Origin of the sequence: Bacteroides sp. CAG:189 (assembly GCF_000432295.1) — a bacterium.
GTDB lineage: Bacteria > Bacteroidota > Bacteroidia > Bacteroidales > Bacteroidaceae > Bacteroides > Bacteroides salyersiae.
On sequence record NZ_HF991096.1, the window covers coordinates 1 to 5,722 of the forward strand.

Consider the following 5,722-nt stretch of genomic DNA (forward strand, 5'->3'; position numbering starts at 1 on the left):
GTATTGCAAAGAATTAAGAACTTTAATGCCCCAAGCGGGTATGTGTGAGCTATATGCATGCTGTGTTCGTTACTTTAAGGAAAAAATGGTGATAGGACGTGACCAGTGCTATGAGATATTCCGATCTAATGGTCTGGTCCAACGGAAGAGACGCGTGCGTCCCAAAACGAGGAACTCCAATCATAATTATTATGGGAATTATATATATCCTAATTTGCTAAACACGACACCTAAGTTTGTTGCAAGCACAAGCGGAAGTATAATAGTAGGTTATTCGTTCTGTCCTTCATTGACAATGGAAGGCCCGATGAAAGCTTTGGAGTCAGCTTTTCTATTTTACAGAGAGAACGGAATAAATATCAGTGGGTTGATTATATCATTCAGACCTGAAGTTCAATACTGTTCAAACCAATATGTTGATACGTTAAAAGCACAACATATAAACATAAGCATGACACAGTGTGGTGATCCTCTGCATAATGCATTGACCGAACGGGTGAATAATACTATTAAGAACGGATGGCTCTTTGACTACGGGAAGGAGATTTTAATCAGGTGGAAGAACGCATTAAACAGGCTGTGCACACATATAATAATATCCAACCACACCAAGCTTTGAAAATGCGCACACCAATGGAAATTATAAAGGAGGAGAAGGTATGAAAGTACCCCGACTCAGGTTGTGCTCATCGGGACGGGTGGTCCCGCCCTTTGCCGTACGGCCCCGACCGAGGATATTTCTTGACAAATGAGAATATAACAAAAATCAGTTCTATAACATTGGAATAAATAGAATAATTAGTACTATATTTGGATATCCTCCAAATAGGACAACTACAATAGGACTAACAAACAGAAGTGTAAACTTATTCGGTTCTTCTTTAATTTAGTTGAAGAAGAACCACTAAATCCAGTACATATCACACCCGGATGTTTTATCAAATAGAAATGGAAAAACTCTACCTAAATATTCGACATACAACTGCATATACTAATAAATTTAATTTCTACTCAATTATTGAAGAAAATTAGCCAAAATCTCAACACTGTCAACATTAGATACAATGAAAAATTATTCTTCACTTTCTGCCTTCATCCCTTTATATTGTTTCGGAGAAAGTTGATATTTTTTAAAGAATTCGTTATAAAAGTAAGATTTGTTAGTAATACCTATCTTATAAATAATCTCTTTCACTGATAAATTTGTAGTAATAAGTAACTTCGCAGCATAAGAAAGTTTATAATCTTTAACCAGCTCTGTAGGGGAAATTTCTATGATCTTTTTCATTTGACGATATAAATTCCGAGTCGAAGTCTTCATCTGATTTGCAATTAATTCCGGACCAAGTTCCGAATTAGATATATTCTCCTTTATAATATCTAATACATCTTCAATAAACTTCTTATCTTTTTGATGTAAAAGTTTTCCATGTATATATTCAAAAGAGCTATCTACAGAATCATAATAATTTTTCATTTCCACTTTATTGGTCAGAAAACGACATACTACAGAAATCAAGACATCGGATGAGAAAGGTTTAGTTATATAGGCATCAACACCCAACTCATATCCTTTTACCTGATCCAAATTATCTGTTTTAGCAGAAAGAGCAATTATTGGAAGACGTTTACAGTATTTATCTTCACGCAACATCCGGATAAAAGAGAATCCGTCAATTTCAGGCATCATTATATCTGTAATTACAAGAGATGGAGTTTGCTTCTTCAAAAGCCCCAAAGCCTCTTTTACACTAAAGGCTTTCAATGTTTGACAATATGGAGACAATAAATCTGCTACTAATTCTACAATATCTTTATTATCATCAACAATTAAAACATGTGGAACCGAAGCTTCCACAACACTATTAATATCTATTTTTGATACTTTCTCCGTATTGTCCTCCTCAACCAAATTAACTGATACCTTCACAATCGGCTGTTCATTGGTATTCGGTATCTCATTTTGAACCTGGTTAGGCAAAGTAATAACAAACTCTGTATACTCGTTGACCACACTATTTACCGTTATCTCTCCTTTCAGCATTTTCACAATACTGTAACAAATATATAATCCCAGCCCATTTCTGGCTGTCATTTGATTATTAGCATTTACATCGGTCTCCTCCAAAATACAATTCCGATCAAAAATAGAAGACAGTTTGCTGGGTTCTATGCCTTTTCCTGAATTGCGAACCACAATTTTCAGAATATTATTTTCAACAGTGACCGTTAATTTAACATACCCACCAACCGGAGTGTATTTCAATGCATTAGACAGTAAATTAGAAATTATCTTTCTAAATCCTTTACTATCTGTGTTCCAATATAAATTATCGGGTACAGAAGTAATAAATTCAATACTATTTTGACCAGCCAATATAGAAAAAGAAGTTAATAATTTATCAAAAATCTCAGATAAACAAATATTCTTTAAGACACTAAGATTAATATCAGCCTCTTCAATTTTTCTTACATCCAATATTTCTTGTATCAACTCATTCAAACTAAGTACATTATTATGCAGAACACTCAGATATTTTCGCGTATTCTGATTTATTTCTCCTTTTCGTATTTGATCCACCGCCCCATTTATCAACGTTAAAGGAGTATACAATTCATGAGTTACATTGGCAAAAAAATTCAATTTTGACTCATACATTTTTTCCTTTTGTTCCTCTTTGATTCTTCGCGCCAGTGCCTGTTGTTTTTGTACAAATTTTCTTCGTACATATAGAATGACTAAAACAAGAGATACAACAAACAAAAAACTGTAAATCAAATAAGCCAATGGAGAAAGATACCAAGGCGGTAATACGGTAACCCGAAGAGAATACACCTTATCATCAGCAGAAACAACATCATTTCTATATTTAACTTTCAAAGTGTAATCACCCGGAGGGAGATTAGTAAAGCGAATCTTATTCTCCTTTTTCAATGAAACCCACTGATTATCATAATTATCAAGTAAATAGAAATAATCATAATTATCACCATTTATATAATCCAAAGTTGCAAATGTCAGTTGAAACGTATTTTGATCAGATCTCAACTTTAATACCTTATCTGTATTTTCATTATATTCATATAATGTCTGCTTATCTCCAGAACAATCTAACTCTGTAAATAATAAATCTGGTTCATAGGTAGTAATTGTTTGTTCAATCTCCGGCTCGATCCATACAAGTCCGTTTACACCACCAAAAAACAGGCGTCCAGTTAATGGACATTTCCAATAAGCATCATCCGAAAATTCAGAAACACCAATGTGTAATGACCTCACATTAAAAAATGCACCATTCTGAGGATTATATTTGACCAATCCTTTACTAGTACTGAGCCAAATAATACCAAAATTATCTTCCAGAATTCCATGAATCATATCATTCAAGATACCATCCTCACGAGTAAACTGCTTTATTTTATCTTTCGTTTTATCTTCACCTCCCAAAACTTGTATCAATCCAGAACTGGTACCCACGTACAACGTAGAATCTTCGTCAATGTACAAACTAATAACATCTCCAATTGCCATATTCATCAAAATAGAAGAACTCGTGGAATCGTTAATATTAAAACGGTTCACTCCATATCCCCCCCTACTTCCTAAGAATAAAATAGAGTCTCCATTATAAATCATTGAATAAAATTCATCATTAACCCAAACATTATCTCTCAGAAAAGGATAACATTCTTTTCTTTTAATTTCATAAGGATGTTTACTTTTATCAATAGTAACTTTATAAAGCCCTCTGGAAGACAACCATAACGTAGAATCGTTCACTTCACAGAAACTATGAACATTTGCAACAGCCGGAACCAGATTTGAATGATCCTTCACTGGATACATTTTTTTTTCTTTATAAGAATAATAAGAGAGATTTCCATCAGTACCGATCCACAAATCATTTTTATTGAAACGACTTCTTACGAAAGAATATACTGGATTTTCGTGCATATCGACAAAGTGCTGTATATTCTCAACAGGAATTTTGCTGTTCTTAAATAAAGCATAATCTTTAATTCGAATAATTCCATCTCCTTTGGTTCCAATCCAAAGTGTATTCTCTTCATCCGTATAGAAGGCACGGACCGGGCGTTTTGCAACAAACGGCAAATTACTCAACAATATATTACCAAAATTATTCTTTTCACTACAATATAATTCCACTCCCAAACCATCGGTACCAACCCACATCGCCTCTTGAAAACGATCTTTCATCAATCCGAAAATACCCACTGTCATATTTATTAATTCCGGCTTCTTGTCATGAGTAGACGCATCAAACTTTAACAACCCACTATGCATAAAAGCAAGATAGACTTCATTCTGAAAAAGCCGTAGAGACGAAACTAATCCATATTGACTAACCATATCAGATATGTTCCGCAGCAAAATTTTCATTTGCTTAAAGCTGTCATAGACAAACAGGTTATGGTATTTATCAATAAAATAGACCTGTTCATCCTCATAAAAGACCTGTATTATTTCTTCATTATGAAAATTTACCTCCGATATAGACAAGGCATAAGGGATATCTTTTCTCGTAACTTTACAGGTCAATGTAAGATATTGCAAACGGGCATCTTTCAATATAAGACAGATTCTACCCGATTTATCAGCAAACATTGACCTTATTTCACTCAACCGAATCCCCTCGGCAGGTATCTCCCACATTTTCTTTATTGATGAATCATAAAATAAGATATAATTATCTTTATTAATCATCCAACTATTCCCTTTTTTATCAACTGCAATCAGATCTACCCGTTTATATTGCACATAAGTTTCAACAGCCTGTCGTTCTTTCAAAGAAAATTTATTAAGTCCGCGTTGAGTCGATATCCACAAATAACCATCATCAGCACTTTGTATATTATGGATGGTATTACCAGAAAGGGAATTCGGATTATTAATTTCATAACGGAATGTAGTTACCTTCTTGCCATCATACAAATTTAGTCCGTCATAAGTACCAAACCACATGAAGCCATACAAATCCTGATGAATACACAAAATAGCATTATTAGACAGCTGACCATTAAGACTTGCCAAGTCGAGCAATGAAAAAGATGCAAATGCCTGTTTTACAACAAAAAGACTCAACAATAGAATAGTAATCAATACTTTTCTCATAACATTATACTATAACTTCAACTTTCTATTTTATTCATTGCAATCTATATGACAATATTTCACTTTATTCAGCTACGAATTTACTAATAATCATCTTCTTTGTATCTGTAAATATCATTTTTCCATCTTTCATCGCAGAAATTGTATAGAGATAAATTCCTTCGTTAATATCGTGACTATCCCAGATGAATTCCTGTAACCCAGATTTGGAAACCGGATAAACACGGTTATCAATAACTTTCCCAATGCAATCATACACATTCAATACAAGCTCGGATATTCCTTCTGGCACTACACATTGTATCGCAGTCTGTCTAAAAAAAGGATTCGGATAGTTACCTTCAATATGGAAATTATTATTCAAAGAAACTGTATGTTCAATGCCCACTGTACCCACTTCACGACCATACACAGCAAACTCAAGAATACGTATAGTAGACCCTTTCTGTTCACCCTTATCGATCTGTAAGCGAATACGATCGGCTTTAAAAGGAGTTACTGATCGGTGAACCTTATTTATCGTATTTCCTTCCACTCCATCTATATCTATCCAATTGCCATTTTCGTATTTTTGTAAACGGAATGCCG

At 33.9% G+C, this 5,722-nt stretch carries 3 protein-coding genes and 1 pseudogene; 2 read left to right on the forward strand and 2 right to left on the reverse strand.

The genetic code is table 11. The features are described 5' to 3' along the window. Both QVP90_RS13660 and QVP90_RS19895 read left to right on the forward strand, forming a co-directional pair. Positions 1-619, forward strand: a 619-nt coding sequence (locus QVP90_RS13660; RefSeq protein WP_288204532.1) for a hypothetical protein, incomplete at its 5' end; no start/stop codon positions are given. After that, positions 580-663, forward strand: coding sequence for a hypothetical protein (locus tag QVP90_RS19895; protein ID WP_369678148.1), 84 nt, complete (start codon positions 580-582; stop codon positions 661-663). The genes QVP90_RS13660 and QVP90_RS19895, both read left to right, overlap by 40 nt. 409 nt (positions 664-1,072) lie before the next feature. Here QVP90_RS19895 and QVP90_RS13665 read toward each other — a convergent pair whose 3' ends face one another. Both QVP90_RS13665 and QVP90_RS13670 read right to left on the reverse strand, forming a co-directional pair. Beyond that, positions 1,073-5,134, reverse strand: a complete 4,062-nt coding sequence (locus tag QVP90_RS13665) for a hybrid sensor histidine kinase/response regulator transcription factor (RefSeq protein ID WP_021936750.1) — start codon at positions 5,132-5,134, stop codon at positions 1,073-1,075. Positions 5,135-5,198: 64 nt separating this feature from the next. Further along, positions 5,199-5,722: pseudogene (locus tag QVP90_RS13670) on the reverse strand (glycoside hydrolase family 38 C-terminal domain-containing protein); the annotation flags it as partial.

What these genes read in the sequence shown, in the direction of transcription:
- QVP90_RS13665 (WP_021936750.1), bottom strand. Translation starts at nt 5,134, where the DNA reads ATGAGAAAAGTATTGATTACTATTCTATTGTTGAGTCTTTTTGTTGTA.